The sequence below is a fragment of the Actinomadura chibensis NBRC 106107 genome (assembly GCF_001552135.1).
In the GTDB taxonomy this organism is placed as follows: Bacteria; Actinomycetota; Actinomycetes; order Streptosporangiales; family Streptosporangiaceae; genus Spirillospora; species Spirillospora chibensis.
Window position 1 is genome coordinate 364,782 of sequence record NZ_BCQP01000017.1, and the last position, 15,402, is coordinate 380,183.

Annotated in this window: 16 protein-coding genes; 6 read left to right on the forward strand and 10 right to left on the reverse strand. The window is 69.4% G+C overall.

What is annotated here, in order from left to right:
• The first annotated feature begins 71 nt into the window (after nucleotides 1-71).
• The 3 genes from ACH01S_RS12175 (at nucleotide 72) to ACH01S_RS12185 (ending at nucleotide 4,004) form a co-directional block, all read left to right on the forward strand.
• Nucleotides 72-1,103, forward strand: a complete 1,032-nt coding sequence (locus ACH01S_RS12175; RefSeq protein WP_174564872.1) for a 2-oxoacid:ferredoxin oxidoreductase subunit beta — start codon at nucleotides 72-74, stop codon at nucleotides 1,101-1,103.
• A 757-nt stretch (nucleotides 1,104-1,860) separates the two neighbouring features.
• Complete coding sequence (locus ACH01S_RS12180; protein ID WP_067889461.1) at nucleotides 1,861-2,346, forward strand: SecDF P1 head subdomain-containing protein; 486 nt, start codon at nucleotides 1,861-1,863, stop codon at nucleotides 2,344-2,346.
• 83 nt (nucleotides 2,347-2,429) lie between these two features.
• Nucleotides 2,430-4,004 (forward strand): serine/threonine-protein kinase, encoded by a 1,575-nt coding sequence (locus ACH01S_RS12185; RefSeq protein ID WP_083980590.1) that lies wholly within the window; start codon nucleotides 2,430-2,432, stop codon nucleotides 4,002-4,004.
• 30 nt (nucleotides 4,005-4,034) lie between these two features.
• On the opposite strand, the gene ACH01S_RS12190 is transcribed toward ACH01S_RS12185, so the two are convergent.
• The 7 genes from ACH01S_RS12190 to ACH01S_RS43415 form a co-directional block, all read right to left on the reverse strand.
• Nucleotides 4,035-4,406 (reverse strand): ClpX C4-type zinc finger protein, encoded by a 372-nt coding sequence (locus ACH01S_RS12190; protein ID WP_067889464.1) that lies wholly within the window; start codon nucleotides 4,404-4,406, stop codon nucleotides 4,035-4,037.
• A gap of 163 nt (nucleotides 4,407-4,569) precedes the next feature.
• Nucleotides 4,570-5,019 (reverse strand): hypothetical protein, encoded by a 450-nt coding sequence (locus ACH01S_RS12195; protein ID WP_067889467.1) that lies wholly within the window; start codon nucleotides 5,017-5,019, stop codon nucleotides 4,570-4,572.
• 141 nt (nucleotides 5,020-5,160) lie between these two features.
• Nucleotides 5,161-5,601: a hypothetical protein gene (locus tag ACH01S_RS12200; protein ID WP_067889470.1), complete on the reverse strand. Its 441-nt coding sequence runs from the start codon at nucleotides 5,599-5,601 to the stop codon at nucleotides 5,161-5,163.
• 250 nt (nucleotides 5,602-5,851) lie between these two features.
• Complete coding sequence (locus ACH01S_RS12205; RefSeq protein WP_067889473.1) at nucleotides 5,852-6,301, reverse strand: hypothetical protein; 450 nt, start codon at nucleotides 6,299-6,301, stop codon at nucleotides 5,852-5,854.
• A 143-nt stretch (nucleotides 6,302-6,444) separates the two neighbouring features.
• Nucleotides 6,445-6,882 (reverse strand): hypothetical protein, encoded by a 438-nt coding sequence (locus ACH01S_RS12210; protein WP_067889476.1) that lies wholly within the window; start codon nucleotides 6,880-6,882, stop codon nucleotides 6,445-6,447.
• Nucleotides 6,872-7,582: a hypothetical protein gene (locus ACH01S_RS12215; protein ID WP_067889479.1), complete on the reverse strand. Its 711-nt coding sequence runs from the start codon at nucleotides 7,580-7,582 to the stop codon at nucleotides 6,872-6,874. The genes ACH01S_RS12210 and ACH01S_RS12215 overlap by 11 nt, the downstream gene beginning before the upstream one ends.
• Nucleotides 7,583-8,090: 508 nt before the next feature.
• Entirely contained in the window at nucleotides 8,091-8,594 is a 504-nt protein-coding gene (locus ACH01S_RS43415) for an ATP-binding protein (RefSeq protein ID WP_148344111.1), read from the reverse strand.
• A 98-nt stretch (nucleotides 8,595-8,692) separates the two neighbouring features.
• Here ACH01S_RS43415 and ACH01S_RS43420 point away from each other — a divergent pair, with 98 nt between their 5' ends.
• The 3 genes from ACH01S_RS43420 (at nucleotide 8,693) to ACH01S_RS12235 (ending at nucleotide 10,359) form a co-directional block, all read left to right on the forward strand.
• Nucleotides 8,693-9,505: a helix-turn-helix domain-containing protein gene (locus tag ACH01S_RS43420; RefSeq protein ID WP_067889485.1), complete on the forward strand. Its 813-nt coding sequence runs from the start codon at nucleotides 8,693-8,695 to the stop codon at nucleotides 9,503-9,505.
• On the forward strand, nucleotides 9,502-9,687 hold the full coding sequence (locus tag ACH01S_RS12230) for a DUF397 domain-containing protein (protein WP_246236446.1): 186 nt from the start codon (nucleotides 9,502-9,504) through the stop codon (nucleotides 9,685-9,687). Before ACH01S_RS43420 ends, ACH01S_RS12230 begins: the two co-directional genes overlap by 4 nt.
• Before the next feature lie 186 nt (nucleotides 9,688-9,873).
• On the forward strand, nucleotides 9,874-10,359 hold the full coding sequence (locus ACH01S_RS12235; RefSeq protein ID WP_067889491.1) for an HIT family protein: 486 nt from the start codon (nucleotides 9,874-9,876) through the stop codon (nucleotides 10,357-10,359).
• Here ACH01S_RS12235 and ACH01S_RS12240 read toward each other — a convergent pair.
• The 3 genes from ACH01S_RS12240 to ACH01S_RS46640 all read right to left on the reverse strand — a co-directional run bounded on the left by ACH01S_RS12240 (nucleotide 10,336) and on the right by ACH01S_RS46640 (nucleotide 15,318).
• Entirely contained in the window at nucleotides 10,336-11,778 is a 1,443-nt protein-coding gene (locus ACH01S_RS12240; protein ID WP_067889494.1) for an outer membrane protein assembly factor BamB family protein, read from the reverse strand. The genes ACH01S_RS12235 and ACH01S_RS12240 overlap by 24 nt on opposite strands.
• 152 nt (nucleotides 11,779-11,930) lie before the next feature.
• Complete coding sequence (locus ACH01S_RS12245) at nucleotides 11,931-12,758, reverse strand: YceI family protein (RefSeq protein WP_067889496.1); 828 nt, start codon at nucleotides 12,756-12,758, stop codon at nucleotides 11,931-11,933.
• A gap of 67 nt (nucleotides 12,759-12,825) precedes the next feature.
• Nucleotides 12,826-15,318, reverse strand: a complete 2,493-nt coding sequence (locus tag ACH01S_RS46640) for an MFS transporter (protein ID WP_306303241.1) — start codon at nucleotides 15,316-15,318, stop codon at nucleotides 12,826-12,828.
• Nucleotides 15,319-15,402 lie beyond the last annotated feature (84 nt).

Sequence of the window (15,402 nt, forward strand, 5' to 3'; positions counted from 1 at the left end):
GCGGAGCGCCGAACGGAAACGGCGCCTCGAACGGAAACGGCTCCACGGACGGGTCCGGGAACGGGCGCGGCCTGCTCTCGCTGGTCCCGAAGACCGACGTGAAGCAGACCATGAAGGACTTCAAGACCGACCAGGAGGTGCGCTGGTGCCCCGGGTGCGGTGACTACGCGATCCTCGCGGCGGTCCAGTCCTTCCTGCCGGAGCTCGGGCTGCGCCGCGAGAACATCACGTTCGTGTCGGGGATCGGCTGCTCGTCGCGGTTCCCGTACTACATGAACACCTACGGGTTCCACTCGATCCACGGCCGCGCGCCCGCGATCGCCACGGGCCTCGCGACGTCGCGCCCGGACCTGTCGGTGTGGGTCGTGACCGGCGACGGCGACGCCCTCTCCATCGGCGGCAACCACCTGATCCACGCGCTGCGCCGCAACGTCAACCTGAAGATCCTGCTGTTCAACAACCGGATCTACGGGCTGACGAAGGGGCAGTACTCGCCCACGTCCGAGATCGGCAAGATCACCAAGTCGACCCCGATGGGCTCGCTGGACGCCCCGTTCAACCCGCTGTCGCTGGCGATCGGCGCGGAGGGCACGTTCGTCGCCCGGACGATCGACTCCGACCGCAAGCACCTCCAGTCGGTGCTGCGGGCGGCGGCCCAGCACCGCGGCACCGCGCTGGTCGAGATCTACCAGAACTGCAACATCTTCAACGACAACGCGTTCGAGCCGTTGAAGGACGCCGCCGTCCGCGACGATGTCACGGTCCGGCTGGAGCACGGCGAGCCGATCATCTTCGGCGCGGACCGGTCCAAGGCGCTGCGGCGGTCCGCGTCCGGGTCGTTCGAGGTCGTGAACGTCGCCGATGTGGACGCGTCGGAAATCGCCGTCCACGATGCCCACAACCCGGACCCGTCGATGGCGTTCGCGCTGTCCCGGCTCGACCAGCCGGCGTTCGAGCACACCCCGATCGGGATCTTCCGCGATGTGGACCGCCCGTCCTACGACGAGCTGATGCGGGCCCAGCTCGACGAGGCCGTCGAGCGGCAGGGCGCGGGCGACCTCGCCGCCCTGCTCGGCAGCGGGGACACCTGGCGCATCGACTGATCGCCGCGCGATTCGCGCAGGCCCGGCCCCGGTTCGACCGGGGCCGGGCCGTTTCGTGTATTGAGACGCCGCGAACGGGGCACGGTTGAACACGTCGGTGATCGACCGGGGACGTTCCGGACATGCCGTGTTCGCGAGCGGCACCCCGTCCTGCAAGACTGACTAGATCATGTGAAACGTCGGGGAGGTGACGATGCGGGTCATTCCGCGCCGCAACAAGGGTCGTCGGCGGGACGAGAAACCCGCGACCAACACCCCGTCCCCACCTCCCGGCCGCCCGACGTCCACGGAAGTGATAGACCCGGCCCAACCCTTCTACCCGGGTCCGTCCGAAGCACCGGCCGCGAAGGCACCGAGCACGCCGCCACGGGGCACGCAGGGACCACCGGACGCGCGGGCCCCCGACACCCGGCCGCTGAACACGCAGTCACTCAACCCGCAAACCCCACTCGGAACGCAACCGCCGGGCATCCAACCTCCCACCGGTCGTGCGCCAGGCGCACCGCAGCCGCCCGCGTCCGCGGGACGGACGTCCGGCAGCGGGCAGACGAGGCGCGGGCCCGAATCGACGACCGCCGTCCTCCCGCCCATAACCGTCCCCGCGGACGTGGCGGCGCGGCGGCGGGCGCGGTCGGCCGAGCGGCAGCGCGCCGCCGCGGAGACGAAGCGGAGCCGGGCAGGACGACGACCGGCCAGCCGGACGGCCCCACCGCCCTCGGCACGCGCCGCGGCCCAGCACCGCTCCGCCCTCGTCGTCATGGTGCTGACCCTGGGCCTGCTGATCGCGGCGGTGGCGGTGACCGGCACCATGGTCGTCTCGTCCCGCCGCACACGGCCGGTGACGCTGGCCGCGCCCCTCCAGATCTACCCGGTCTCCCAGGCGACCCCGGGCCAGTGCCCAGCGGGCACGCGCGGCATCACCGCGCAGTCCGGCGCGGGCCCCACCTGCTACGGCCTGTCGCAGGGCATCGCGATCCGCAAGGTCGCCGACCTCCGGGTGCAGAAGTCACGGTCGAAAACCGGCGGCTACGACGTCGCGGTGACCCTGCGTCCCGTCGACCGCCACGCCTTCGCCCAGCTCACCCGCGCGACGGTGGGCCGCGACCTGGCCTTCGTCGTCCGCGACCGCCTCGTCACCCTCCCCCGCGTCGACATGGCCATCACCAACGGCAAGGTGATCGTGACGGGCCCGCCCGACCGCGCCTCCGCCAACCGCCTGGTCCACGAACTAAAAGGCACCTGACCCCGCCGTGATCCACAAGTGATCACCGTGCGACATGATTCTCCGCGACGAATCGGTTGTTCTCCGGTCTGCGGGGTGAACGGGTGCAGGCGTTGCGGGCCGGGGATCCGGCGGAGCTCGGCGGCTACCTTCTGCTCGCCCGGCTCGGCGCGGGTGGCATGGGCCAGGTCTACCTGGCGTTGACCGGGGGCGGTCGGCACATCGCCATCAAGGTCGTCCGGGACGACTTCGAGGGGCCGCAGGCGTTGGCGCGGTTCCGGCGCGAGGTCGCCACCGTCCAGGCGATCCGGAGCCCGCACACCGCGGCGCTGGTCGGGGCGGGACTGGACGAGCCGCCCTACTGGCTGGCGACCGAGTACATACCCGGGCCGACCCTCGCACAGGCGGTCGCCGCGCAGGGAGCGTTCTCGCCGCGGGCCGGGCTCCGGTTGCTGGCGGCGCTGGCCGAGGCGGTCGCCGACGTGCACGCGCGCGGGATCGAGCACCGCGACCTCAAGCCGCAGAACGTGATCCTGGCGAAGGACGGCCCCAAGCTCATCGACTTCGGCATCGCGCGCGGCGACGACCAGACGGCGATCACGCGCACCGGGACGATGGCGGGGACCCCGGGCTATCTGGCGCCCGAGGTGGTGCTGCGGGGTGAGACCGGACGGGCGATGGACGTGTTCGCCCTGGCGGGCACCGTCGCGTTCGCGTGCACGGGGCGCCCCCCGTTCGGCGGGGGTGACGCGCAGGCCGTCGTCTACCGCAGCATCCACCAGGAGATGGACCTGGAGGGCCTCGACCCGCAACTGACGGCGCTGCTTCGCGGCGCCGCCCACAAGGACCCGCGGATGCGGCCGACCGCCACCGAACTGCTCGAACGCTGCCGCGTCTCCGGGGCGCTCACCGACGAGGACGACTACCGGCGCCTGCACTCGATCGCCCCGGCGCCACCGGCGAGCGCCGAGGAAGCGGTCGCCACCGGCCTGCTGCCCAGCGGCCGGTACCGTGCGCGCCGTCCGCGCGCCGCCGTCGTCGCCACCGTCGTCGGAGTCGTCGCCGTGGTGCTCACGCTGTCGTTCACCGCCAGGTCGCTGATGCGGGACAGCGAAGGCCGCTCGGGCGGTGCCGGTGGGACGTCCACCGGGGCGGGTCCGTCCGGCGGACGTCCGAGCGGGTCGGCCGGATCGGTGGAAGGGCGGAACACCGACCCCAGTCCCGGAGTCTCCCCGTCGGTCGTGAACAACAAGATCGCGGGAGCCCCGGACGACCTCTACTGGTCGCCGAAGACCCGGACGTGCCAGCCGAGCGTGCCGGTCGTGGAAAGGGTTCCGATGCGGCTGGAGGTGGCCCCGCCCACGGGCAAGGTGACCGGCCCCAGCACCAAGATCAAGTTCTGGGTGACGGGCGGCGGCGTGCCCGACCCGCCGTACTACCTGGCCGCCGCCGTCTATCCCGCCCTGCCCGCCACCGGCTGGGACGAGTCGCAACTCTCCAAGCCGTTCGCGCTACCGAAGCAGGGCTGGGAGAGGACCCTCGAATATCCCCGGGACTTCCAAAGCAAGTACCACGAGACGTGGCCGCTCAATTCGGGGGAATGGGTCGTCCTCACCTACCACGTCCACTCCAACGGCACCGCCGTCCTGATTGACTGCACCGGCTTCGAGGTCGCCTGACGAGTCGACCGCGAACGCGGCGGGCTCGCGTCACTCCTCGCCGGAGAACCGCTCCCACGCGGACTGGCGGGTGGTCCCGAGCGCTTCGCCGATCTTGGTCCAGGTGACGCCCCGCCGGCGCAACTCCCGCACCCACGAGCGCAGGTCGGCCTCGGCCTGATCGATGTGCGCGGCGACGCGCGGAATGTGGTCCAGCATCTCCACGTCCGTCAGCGAATCCCAGATGGGCGCACGCGGCTCCGTGGTGCCGCCGAGGCTCCCGTCAATGATCGACGCGGCCAGAGCCACGCACTCGTCGCAGATGTTCACTCCAGCACCGGCGACCAGCTTCTGGACCTCGGTATCCGGCTTGCCGCAGAAGGAACACCGAGCAAGTTCGGCCGGGATGTCGGGTACAGCCACGTGCACTCCTCAGATGTCAGGGCGTCCCTGACACCCTAGCCCGTCAGGGAAACCCTGACAACCGCAGCCGAGCCACGCAGCCCGGATGCATCGAACGGGGCCAACGGCAGACCCGGGCGAGTCCTCCCAGACGCGGTGCGACTGAGTCGCTCCCTGCGCCACTTCAGCGCGTATCAGCGCCCAGCCACTCGTCGGCGAGCTTGCGAGCCTCGTCCAGGAACACGTCCAGTTGAGCCTCGGAAAGGCCGACGACCTTGACTATCCCCGCGAGGAGCAGCATGTAGTAACTGCCCTTGGTCTCGTCTGGGACGTCACTGATGGACTCATCGGTGAACGTGGCCAAGAGAAGACGTTCCGCCGTGTGCGGGTCGAAGTCCTCCGTCAGCGGATGGTGGGCGCGCAGATCGGAGACGAACCGCATGACCGCCGCCGACGGATCGGCGGCTTTCGCGAACCTCCGGTAGGCGGCCTCAGCGAAGGCCGCCGCGACGAGCACACCGCGAGCATCCCTTTCCTCCGAGCTGAGTCGCTCGCTAACGCGGTCGAAGGTGTCAACGTCCCCTTCAAGCACCGCTCGTATCGACGCCACCTGATCAGCGCTCACCGCCGCCATCGACCTCTCCGTTCTCGGCTCCGACTCCCGACGCACCTGGCCGCCTCAAGCCGGACGACACCGAACGTAAGAAGATAAAGGGCATGTGACGGCGAACCAGGGCGCTCGTCCTTCCATAGCGAGGCCGTCCACTTCGCTGGTTCAACGCGGGCCGTCGGCCAGCCACTCGTCGGCGAGCTTACGGGCATCGTCCAGGAACGCGTCCAACTGGGCGTCGGACAGGTTCGCGTCTGCGATGATCCCGCTCAACAGAATGGCGAAGTGGTCGGCTTGAGCGTCGCCGTTGATGTCTTCGATGTTCTCGTCGGTAAAGGTGGCCAGGAGCAATCGCTCGGCTGTGCGAGCGTCGATGTCATCCGCGAGTCCGCGCCGTGTGCGCAGATCGTCCACGAAGGCGGTGACGTCGGAGGGCGACCTGCCCTTGAACCTCCGCTCTGCCGCCAGGAAGAACGCGGCGGAGATGAGCGCACCCCGCGCCGGCCGCGTGGCCGGATCGAGTTGCTTGCTGATCCGCTCGAAACTCTCGGCGTCGCGGGTGAGCATGGCCCGAATCGACTCCACCTGATCAGCGGTGACCTTCATCTGTCTCCCTCTTCGGTGGGCGTCCTGCGATTGGGAACCCGCGCGCAGACTTCGAGGTCGCCCAATACGGCGAGCGCAGATTATGGGACGAGGCCGAGGTCGCTTTCACCTGGTGAGTGGACAACGACACACCCAGTGAAGAACGCTCCGGCATCACGATCGACGCCCAGGGCGAACGGCTTTGGCTCCTGCTGTGACGTCCGCCTGGATGTGACAAGAGCCGTTCCGCTGCATCACTCCCTGCGCCGATTCAGGACGTGTCGGCGGCCAGCCACTCGTCAGCGAGCTTGCGAGCGTCGTCCAGGAACGTGTCCAGTTGAGCGTCGGAAAGGCCGACGACCTTGACTATGCCCGCCAGGAGCAGCATGTAGTAACTGCCCTTCGTCTCGGCCGGGACGTCGCTGGTGGACTCATCGGTGAACGTGGCCAAGAGGAGGCGTTCCGCCGTGTGCTGATCGAAGTCCTCTGTCAGGGGATGCTGAGCGCGCAGATCGGAGACGAACCGGATGACCGCCGCCGACGGGTCGACGGCTTTCGCGAACCTCCGGTACGCGGCCTCAGCGAAGGCCGCCGCGACGAACACACCGCGAGCATCTCTCTCCTCCGAGCTGAGTCGATCGGTAATGCGGTCGAAGGTGTCAACGTCTCCCGTGAGCACTGCTCGTACCGACGCCACCTGGTCAACGCTTACCGTCGTCACCGGCGTCTCTCCATCCTTGGCTCTGACTCGCCACGCGCCTGGCCGTCTCAAGCCGGACGACACCGAGCGTGAGAAGGCGAAGGGCATGTGACGGCTCACCGGGGTGCTCGTCGTTCCATAGCGAAGCCGTCCACGTCGCCGGTTCAGCGTGGGTCGTCGGCGAGCCACTCGTCGGCGAGCTTGCGAGCGTCGTCCAGGAATGCGTCCATCTCCGAGCTGGAGAGATCTGATTCAACGACAAGAGCGGTCAGAAGGAGGATGAAGTGTCCGCCCCGCGCCTCAGCGTCGATGTCGTCGATGTCCGCGCCAGTGGATACGGCTAGGAGGAGACGTTCGGCAATGTGCGGGTCTACGGCGTCCGCCATGCGGTCCGACCTTCCTCGCACCCTTCCTACGAACGCCGCCACCTCGGCCTTGTTACCATCCTTGAATCTCCGCTCAGCAGCTGTGAAGAACGCGGCCATAACCAGCGCGAGATAGCCACTTTGTGTGTTCGGGTCGAGCCGATCGTAGATCTGATGGTGAGTGTCGAGATCGCCCACCAGAACTGAACGCAACGCCGACACCTCGTCAGCCGTCACTTGCATCCCTTGTCTCCCAATCTCTAATCTTGCCTCGACCCCACCGGAGCAACTCGGCGCCGACTATACCCAGCGCAAGCAAGGAGGAGGCTGCGGTCCCGGCATCAACGCCCGAGTGATGTGGGTCTGCCATCCTGGGGCCGCTATCAGCCCGGGTCTCGGCATGGCCGGAGGGACGTGGACCGAAGAGGTCGGCAGCCAGGTCGGCGTTTTGCTCGACGCTCTTCTTAGCGTTTCCGTATCCCGAGTACAGCGCCTTGCGGAAGCCGTCACCCTTGGACCTTTCCCCATCATCTCCTTCGGACAAGGTCTCGCCGGTCGGTATGTCTTCAAGCCGGTCTACACCCTCGGTCCAGTCGGCGTCGGAGTCCCGGACGGTCCGCTCGAAGGTTTCTTTGCGGCCCTCGGTCTTGCTGAGGTCGGGTGCGAACGGGTCGATCTGTTCCTTGATCGCGTCATCGTCCAGCTCGGCCGTTTGCTTGTCCGGCTTGCCGGTCTCGGAGGGCTGCTCGTTGGTGGCTCCGTTTCCTTGAGCGGCCTCGCGGCTCGCGCGCCGGGCGTCGAGTTCCTCGGCCAGGTTAGCGAACCCGCAATTAGAAGGTGTCCGCTCAAGAGGGGACTCCGTCTCCGTCGGCTTCTGCTCCCTCTCCGGTGCTGGCTCGGCCGTCTCCGACTTGCCGCCAATCTCGGCGCCTTCCACCGGTTTGTCGGTTTCCCGGGCCGCCGCGCGCGACTCGGCACGGGAGGGTTGATCAGGAGAACCGGGCCGGTCCGGAGGTGGCGGTAATGGCCGGTCCGCACCTCCCGTTCCCTCCGGCTCGTCAGGCCGATCTAACCGTGGGTCGTTGTCCACGCACGGAAGTCTGTCAAGACACTGGAAACCTCCACAAGGCCACCGGCATCGGCGAAGGCATGCAACGGACCGCCCTGGACACGGGGACTGTGCATTCCTTCTACCGAATCGATGCTTGAACGCCAGGACGATCATGCCGGGGACGACGACGGCCAGCAGAGAGAACCATGTGGAGATCATGGCGACCAGGACCGCTTGGACGAGTTCCGTCATGCCTTATCGCTCTCGCTCAGCCGGACAGGGATAGCGGACGTGGCGGGGGCTCGGCGGCCCTCGCCCCTGTGGCTTCAGGGCGCGCGTTCGGTGGGGGGCACGAACGGGCGCGGGGGGTGATGCCGCAGGGGCGAGGGCCTGTCTAGGGGGACACCGTCATGCGGTGTGTTCTGTCCAGGTGCGGGAGGGCGCCGACTATGGGGTGTCCGACGGAGAGGGCGGCGGCTCGGATGAAGCGCTCGTCGATGGCGATGCGGGCCCAGACGACCTTTCCCGCCGCGAGTTCGGCCCAGCCGCAGCCGCCGGTCGCGAACGCCTGGACGATGATCAGGCCCCGGCCGTGGGCGCCGAAGTAGCCCGGGGTCTGCAGCAGCGGCCGGCCGGGGTGGTCGTCCCAGACGCACATCTCGATGCCGACGTCGAGGCGGCTGACCCACGCGCGCATTTTCTCGCTCACGCAATAGCGTGCCGCGTTGGACGCCAACTCCGACATGATCTGGCACGCGTCACTGCGGTAGGCGTTGAGCCCCCACACATTGAGGCTGCTCCGCACGAGATCGCGCGTCAAATACACGGTTTCGCGACATGCGGCAACTCTCACCGCAAATTGGTTGGTCTGGCCCGTTTTGCACGTGGCGGCGTCCATGACCCCCCTTTCGGAAATCTGTTTCTCGCGACACAGACTGCCGACGGCAGGTACAGTTCAAGCATTCAACCCGACAATCTGTACTTCCGGGATCTCGAATGCCCCCTCGGAACGATCTTGATCCAGATAACGATCATTGGCATTGGCTGGCTTCTGACCTGCGGGTATGGCGGCTTGAGCGGAACATGACACAGCCCGCTCTCGGCGAGATTCTTGGGGTGACGAAAACTCAGGTTTCGAACTGGGAATCGGCTCGCGAAAACCTGCCGATGAAGCACGCCGAAACTCTTGACCTGGTATGGCGTACTGCGGGGCATTTCACCCGGCTTCGTCGGCTGGCGGAGCGGGCGCACGATCCCGGCTGGTGGAGTCAATACACGCCGATTGAGGCCAGGGCGTCCCGCATCTGCTACTGGGCTCTAGCGATCATCCCCGGACTGCTCCAGACCCCGGACTATGCACGTGCGCTGCTGGAGGGCGGTCAGATCATCGAGGACGTAGAAGAGTTCGTCACCGCTCGCATGGCCCGTCAAGCAGTGCTTGAGCGGGAGCAACCGCCGGAGTTGCGGGTGTTGATCAACGAGGCGGCACTGGATCAGCCCGTAGGTGGTGCGGAAGTAATGCGCGAGCAGCTTGCCCGGCTGATCTCAATAAGCAACCGACGTAACGTCATCCTGCGAATTGTGCCGCGCTCCGTCGGCGCGCACGTCGGCTTGGACGGCTCGTTCACACTCCTCACCGAGGCAAAACGATCTGCGGCCTACCTGGAGGCCAACACAGGTGGCAGAGTGACCCATGACCCGACAAGGCTGGACGATCTCCAACGACGCTTCGACCTCATAGGCTCCGAAGCGCTGTCCGCGTCCGCCTCATGTGGTCACATCGAGCGGATCATGGAGGCCATACAGTGATCGAATGGCGCAAGTCCAGCCGGAGCAACACGTCCGGCGAGGAATGTGTGGAGGTCGCGGCCCTTGTCGAAGGGTGCGGCATCAGGGACAGCAAGGCCCCCGAAGCTGGACACCTCGCGGTCTCGATTGAAGGCTTCGCCCGGCTTGTCGTGGCGGTGAAGGCGGGCGAACTGGACTTCTGATCCAGCGTCCCGAACAAACGGCCTCGTCCTCCCGGCGGGGCCGTTCGCATGTCCGGGTCGAATTGCGCCCACGGCCGACCCGTCCGGCGACGGCGCTGTGGCTGGGGCCGCGTAGGCGTTGGGAGGGGCAGGGCTGGCGCGGTATTGCGGGTCTGGAGTAGTGAGCGGGGTTGAAAGGTGGGGGGCATGGGATCGGTTGCTGGGTGTCTTGCTTGCGATCTTCTTGTGGGGGTTCGTCCTTTGCCTGGGGGGCGGCTGGCGGAGGCGTCGGGGTGGGTTGTCGAGCACTCGGTGGGGCCGCTCGGGCTGGGGACGTTGGTGGTCAAGCCGGTACGGCATGTCGTCCATGTCGCCGAGTTGAACGATGTCGAGAGTGGCGCGTTGGGCCCGTTGCTGCGGCGGGTGGCCGCTGCGGTGACCGAGGTCGTCCAGCCTGAACAGGTCTATGTGTGCCTCTGGTCCCACGCGGATGCCGTGCCGGGACACCTGCATTTCGTGGTCCAGCCCGTGGTGAAGGCGGACATGGCTCGGTTTGGCGCGTTCGGGCCCGCACTGCAGATGGCGATGTTCCGCGAGGGGGCGGTGCCGGACGAGAACGCGGTGGAGGCGATGTGCGGGCGACTCCGAGTGGTTCTCCTCGAACAGGGGTTAGGGGCGGGGGAGCATTTTTAGGGGGTTGTAGGGGGTGCGGCCTGAGGAGCTGGCGATTATTAGGCCGGAGGGGGACGGGAGGAGGCGGGGGCGGGAGTCGTTCCAGCGGGACGGGACGACCGCCGAGGTCAGTTCCTTGCCTGTGGACGAGTCGTATGACCGTAGTTGCAGTGTCGTGAAGCGGGTCGTGAGTGTGAGCACGTCCTTGCCGTCGAAGGCGAGGGCGTCGATCGTGTCGCGGCTGGTTCCGGCCGTCCAGAGGCGCTTGCCGTCGGTGAGGCGGTAGGCGGCGAGGGAGTTCTCGCCGCGGTCGGCGCGGGCGACGGCGACGAGCGTGTCGGCCGAGACCGCGATCTTCCGGGTCGGGACGGCGGCCGAGGACGACTGGTCGAAGGTGTCGATGGTCCGGCCGGGTTCGTCGGTGGGGATGGTCGCGTTGACGCGGCCCTGGGCGTCCAGCACCGTCAGGGTCTTCTTGCCCCGGGCGTCGGACTCGCGGACGGCGACGACGAGCGGCGCGGCGCTGACCAGGTCGACGTTGGCGTTGCCGATCACGCGGAGGTCGGTCTTCCACAGCTCGCGGCCGGTCGCCGGGTCGACCGCCCGGACGAACTGGCTGGTCGTGACGCCGGGGCCGGTGGTCCGGGTGCAGCGCTCGCCGAGCAGGACTTGGGCGGACGTCCCCGCCACCCACTCGAACGAGCAGCCGTTGAGCTTGTTCTCCTGCCGCCAGAGCGTCTTGCCGTCCCGGACGGCGAAGCCTTCGACGGTGTCGTTCGTCCGGTAGGCGCCGGTGGTTCCGGCGATGGCGAGCGAGTCGGCCTTGTCCGGGAGCGCCGGGCGGACGGTCGGAAGCGTGCGGTTCCAGAGCGTCCTTCCGGTGGCGGTGTCGATCGCGGCGAGGGAGGCGCACTGGCCGGAGCCGGGCTCGTGGGCGATCAGGCCGATGCCGCCTTCGGCGGTGCGGCTCATCGCGCAGAGGGTGTCGCGGCCGGGCAGGACCGAGTTCCAGGACCGCTCGCCGGTCCCGGCCGCGTAGGCGGTCAGGCCGTCGAACTTGCCGCGCACCACGGCGTCGCCGGTGATCCAGACGCCCTCGGTGTCGGTGTCGGAGCCCCGGTCGGACGGCGCGGACCACGCGAAGCGCAGCGTCGGCCCGTGCAGGACGTCGAAGAGCAGCGAGCCGGGGTAGACGCACACGGCCGCCGCGACCAGCCCGGCCAGCCAGCCCCGCCGCATCCCCTTGAACAGGCCGTAGCAGGTCAGCGGCACCAGCACGAGCAACGGGACGAACGACAGCGCGAAGATCAGGCCCCAGTGGTTCGGGCACGGGCCGCGCCGCGTGCCGCAGGAGCCGCCGGCCTCGCTGCCGAGGACGGCGAAGTCCCTGACCAGCATCGTCAGCAGGGCGCCGCACACCCCCGCACCGACCAGCCCCACGACGGCCCATTTGACCGTGTCCGACCGACCGCCTTTTTGCGCACGCGTCATCCCCGCCGCCCCTCCCACCCGCCTGACCAGCGACGGGAGTATGGCACGCGGCCATAAAGATCACATGGTTACGGCCTAAATCACTACATGTCCAAGGGTGGTCATATCTGCGGGAGTTCGGTCCCCTGGACGGCCTGGATCTCCAGCTCGGCCCGCAGGCTCTCCCCCACCATCGCGATCCCGGCCTCCAGCACCTCGTTGAAGCGGATGTCGAAGTCGGCGCGGCGCAGCTCGGCGGTCGCGCGGAACGCGGCGCGCGTCCCGCCCCACGGATCGGCGCCCGTGCCGAGGTAGGTGAGGTCGAGGTCGACCGGACGCGTGACGCCGTTGAGGGTCAGCTCGCCGCGGACCGTCCAGCGGTCGGGGCCCGCCGCGGTCAGGCCGGTGCCCGCGTACTCGATGTACGGGTGGACGTCGGCGTTCAGGAAGTCCGCCGAACGGAGGTGGTCGTCGCGGATCTTGTTCCCGGTGTCGATGGACGACGCCTCGATGCGCGCCGTGACCCGCGACTCCTCGACCGGGTCGGCGATGTCGACACGGCCCTCGAAGGCGCCGAACCGGCCGCGCACGCTCGACAGCCCGAGGTGCCGCGCGACCGCGCCGACGCTGGAGTGCGCGGGGTCGATCGTCCACGGGCCGGGCGGCGGCAGGTCGGCGCCGCCCGCGCGGGCCAGCGTGACCCGGCCGATGTCGGCTGTCCCGGAGCTGGACGCGATCAGCGTCGCGGCGGCGGGCTGGAAGCCCCGCGCCGTGACGATCGCCGTGTAGGTGCCCGCGGGGAGCGGACCGGCGGCGAGCACGCCGTCCTCCCCGGTCCGCTCCCGCGCGACCTGGTTCCCGGCCAGGTCCGTCACCGTGACGACGGCGTGCCGCACCGCCCAGCCGTCCTTCGTCCGCACCGTGCCGCGCAGACCTCGTTCAGCGCTCATCGCCGATCCGCATCTCGTGTGGCCGGGCCGCCGTCGCCGGACGGCCCGGGAGGGGGGAAGGTGTCCGTCACTCGTCGGGGTAGCCGAGCGTCAGGTCGTGGTCGTCGAGCCCGGCGCCGGAGAGCGAGAGGCCGGTGGCGACCGGCGGGTAGCCGGACGCGATCACCGTGTACCGGCCGCCGGACAGGTCGGCGAACGCGTACTCGCCGTCCGGTCCGGTGATGACCAGCGCGAGGACGTTCCCGGCCGCGTCGACGAGCGTGACCCGGGCGTCCGCGACCGGCCGCCCGGACCTGTCGCGGACGACGCCGCGGATCCGGGCGCCGGGCGGCAGCTCCACGTCCTGCCTGGTCCGGCCGTTGCCCGCGACCTCGACCGGCAGCGCGACCGGACGGTGCGCGGCCGCGCTGACCGCGAGCGTGTACGCGCCGGACACGACGTCCTTGAACGCGTACCGCCCGCCCGCGTCGGTGCGCTCGGTCCCGACGACCTCGCCGCGCACGTCGGTGACGACGACCATCGCGTTGGCGATGGGCTCGCCGTCGCCGCTGCGGACCGTCCCGGTGAGGCCGCCGCTGCCGGCGAGCAGGACGTCGAAGGCCACCGGGCGGTCGCCGACGACGAGCGTCGCGGCCTGCGGCTCGTGCTCGCCCGCGGCGGCGATCAGCACGTAGCCGCCGGGGCCGGGGGTGGGCAGGGCGTAGCGGCCGTCGTCCTGGGTGACGGCGCGGGCGAGCTGGTGGCCGTCCACGCCGATGAGGGTGAGCGCGGCGGACGGGACGGGCGCGCCGTCGGCCGTCCGCACCACGCCGTGCACCGGGACGCCGCCGTTCCCGTTCGAGGCGCTCGCGTCCACCGTGACGGGGTTCTCCTGGACGAGGAGCCGCGCCTCCGCCGGGGACGTCCCGTTCGGCGACACCGCCGTGGCCAGCGGAGCCGCGCCGACCGCGGCGAGGTCGCCCGCGGGCTGCGCGGCGTCGGCCGTGAGGCCGTCGTCGGGACGCGCACCGTTCTGCCGGGCGTCGGGCTTGCCGCGTCCGGCGGAGCCGCGCAGCGGCAGTTCCTTCAGCGCCAGGACGGCCAGGAACCCGACGATCGCGATCGGCACGCCGACCAGGAACACCGTCTCCAGGGACGTGGTGAACGCGTCCTGCACGATGCCCTTGATCGGCTGGGGCAGCTTCTGGATGTCGTCCGGCGAGCCGAGTTCGCCCCCGCCGCCGCCCGGCGCCTGCGGCAGCCCGGCCTTGCGGAACCCGGAGGCGATCTCGCCCGCGATCCGGTTCGTCAGGATCGCGCCGAACGCGGCGACGCCCATCGCGCCGCCGAGGTTGCGGAAGAACGAGATGCCGGACGTCGTCGAGGCGAGGTCGGCGGGCGCGGCGGCGTTCTGCGCGGCGAGGATCAGGATCTGCAGCGTCAGGCCCATGCCGATGCCGAGGACGGCGAGGTCCGCGCCGATGACGAGCTTCGGCGAGTCGGTGTGCAGCCGGGACAGCAGGAACAGCCCGGCCGCGACGCTCGCCAGCCCGAGCACCGGGAAGACCTTGTAGCGGCCGGTCCGGGTGACGATCTGCCCGGACCCGGTGGAGGTGACCAGCATGCCGATCACCAGCGGCAGCGTCATCAGCCCGGACGCGGTCGGGCTCATCCCCTTGGCGATCTGCAGGTACTGCGGCATGTAGATCATCGCGCCGAACATCGCCATGCCGACGCAGATCGAGACGAACGAGGTGAGCACGAACGTCCGGTTGCGGAACAGGCGGGGCGGCAGGATCGGGTCGCGGGCGACGCGCTCGGCGACGACCGCGAGGACGAGCAGCACGGCCGCGACGCCGAGCAGGATGTACGTCCACCTGGAGTTCCACGCGAACTCGGTGCCGCCCATCGACAAGACGAGCATCAGCGCGGCGGCGCTGCCGGTGATCGTGAACGCGCCGAACACGTCGACGCGGGTGTCGCGGCGCACCTTCGGCAGCTTCAGCACCCGCTGGATGACGAGGAACGCGACCACGGCGAGCGGCACGCACACGTAGAAGCACCAGCGCCAGCCGAGGCCGTCGGCGTCCACGATGAACCCGCCGAGCAGCGGCCCGGCGACGGTCGCGACGCCGAACACGGCGCCCATGTACCCGGCGTAGCGGCCGCGCTGCCGGGGCTCGACCACGTCCCCGAGGATGACCTGCGCCAGCGCGGACAGCCCGCCGACGCCGAGGCCCTGGAACGCGCGGGCGGCGATGAGCTCGCCGATGTTCTGCGACAGCCCGGCGGCGACCGAGGCGACCACGAAGGTCAGCAGCGCGGTCTGGAACATCAGCTTGCGGCCCGCGATGTCGGAGAGCTTCCCCCAGAGCGGGGTGGACGCCGTCATGGTCAGCAGGGACGCGCTCGCCACCCAGGACAGCTTGTCCTGGCCGCCGAGGTCGCCGACGATCGTCGGCAGCGCCGTCGCGATGACCGACGTCGAGATCATCGCCGTCAGCATCGCCATCATCAGCCCGGAGAGGATCTCCAGGATCTGACGGTGCGTGTACTGCGGTCTCGCCGGTTCAGCCGTCACCGGACCGTCCGAGGCCACGCTCGCTTGAGCCACCCTGCCCCCATGCTGCGTCAACCCAGTTGATTACCTGTGCTCTGCATGTAT

Coding starts and splice junctions, on each gene's coding strand:
- ACH01S_RS12180 (WP_067889461.1), top strand. CDS start 1,861: ATGGTGCTGACCCTGGGCCTGCTGATCGCGGCGGTGGCGGTGACCGGC.
- ACH01S_RS12195 (WP_067889467.1), bottom strand. CDS start 5,019: ATGGCGGCGGTGAGCGCTGATCAGGTGGCGTCGATACGAGCGGTGCTT.
- ACH01S_RS12200 (WP_067889470.1), bottom strand. CDS start 5,601: ATGAAGGTCACCGCTGATCAGGTGGAGTCGATTCGGGCCATGCTCACC.
- ACH01S_RS43415 (WP_148344111.1), bottom strand. CDS start 8,594: ATGGACGCCGCCACGTGCAAAACGGGCCAGACCAACCAATTTGCGGTG.
- ACH01S_RS43420 (WP_067889485.1), top strand. CDS start 8,693: ATGCCCCCTCGGAACGATCTTGATCCAGATAACGATCATTGGCATTGG.
- ACH01S_RS12235 (WP_067889491.1), top strand. CDS start 9,874: ATGGGATCGGTTGCTGGGTGTCTTGCTTGCGATCTTCTTGTGGGGGTT.
- ACH01S_RS12245 (WP_067889496.1), bottom strand. CDS start 12,758: ATGAGCGCTGAACGAGGTCTGCGCGGCACGGTGCGGACGAAGGACGGC.